Source organism: Amycolatopsis sp. NPDC059235, from assembly GCF_042754125.1.
Classification (GTDB): Bacteria; Actinomycetota; Actinomycetes; order Mycobacteriales; family Pseudonocardiaceae; genus Amycolatopsis; species Amycolatopsis albidoflava.
The window spans coordinates 1-1,027 of sequence record NZ_JBHZAG010000193.1 but is presented as its reverse complement, the minus strand read 5'-3'; the positions used below and the strand labels follow the sequence as shown (position 1 = coordinate 1,027).

Sequence of the window (1,027 nt, the reverse complement as noted above, 5' to 3'; positions counted from 1 at the left end):
CCACCAATAAGCCTAACTGAAAAGGCTATGAGGAAGCGTGGTATTTACGATCAAGCGGCTCTGCTACTGGATCAACAAGCATTGCAGGAAAGTAGCCCAGAACGTGCTATGCAAGCCCGTAAAGCAGCGCAGGCAGCGAAAGAACTAAGTTCTACCCAGCAACTTGAATTTGACTTCTTTGGAGGTGGTAACGTGTCCATTGCTTTCCAGTACCAGGACGCCGTTACTGAACGGCTATTTGAATCCGCTAAGACCACAGCGCAAGCATATCACGCTCAGGCCGTTCTATGGCAAATCTGCCGTAATCTTGGCTGGCAAAGTTACGAATGCACCAAAACGGCCGCAGATCTCTGCGAGACAATGCGAACTGACAAAGCACAAATGGCAAGAGCATTAGATTTGCTTGAAAAAGTTGGTGCAATTCATCGCGTTAAACGTGGTCGAGTAAAAGTTATAACTGTAACACCTGAAGGAGCTTTTCGTGGGAATGTAAATAACCACGCTAAAGCTGTTGAGCGCTTCCGTCTGGACGTTATCGACGGCGGTTTATCGCCTGAATAACAGCTCTTATTCTGCCCGATTAATGAGCTACAGAATTTTATAATTCTTTGACTTCTAAAGCCCTCGTTTGAGGGCTTTTTTTTGAGTTTTTTAGGTGTAACGCTGACAAGTTGCATTTCCTGCTACACAGACGTTTCAGAAAAACAGCCGGCACAAAAATCACCTACAGCGCGATTTTGGGGCGCGGTGTTTTTGTGCCTATTCGACAGTGCTTTTTGATGAATTTAATTTTGTACCACAAAATTACGTATCCTGCCTATGAACACAGGACAAAAGTCGCAACGCAAGACATAACGTCCCCGCGCCTTTAAATTGCGCTGTAGGGGGCGTTATGTCGTTCGAGCCTGTTGACTACATTGAATATGATAAAAACGCTCACACGGCGATTTATGGAGCTATGAGGGGCATTAGAGCTCCCACCCTTCATCCATAAAAGCCTTTTCATCGAAAGGAACACGATTATCCC

1 protein-coding gene is annotated in these 1,027 nt (G+C 45.6%); it reads left to right on the top strand.

All coding sequences use genetic code 11. The features are described 5' to 3' along the window. Positions 1-561 (top strand): hypothetical protein (locus tag ACFXI3_RS47120; RefSeq protein WP_378408757.1); only part of this gene is annotated, 561 nt, incomplete at its 5' end. Positions 562-1,027: the final 466 nt, after the last annotated feature.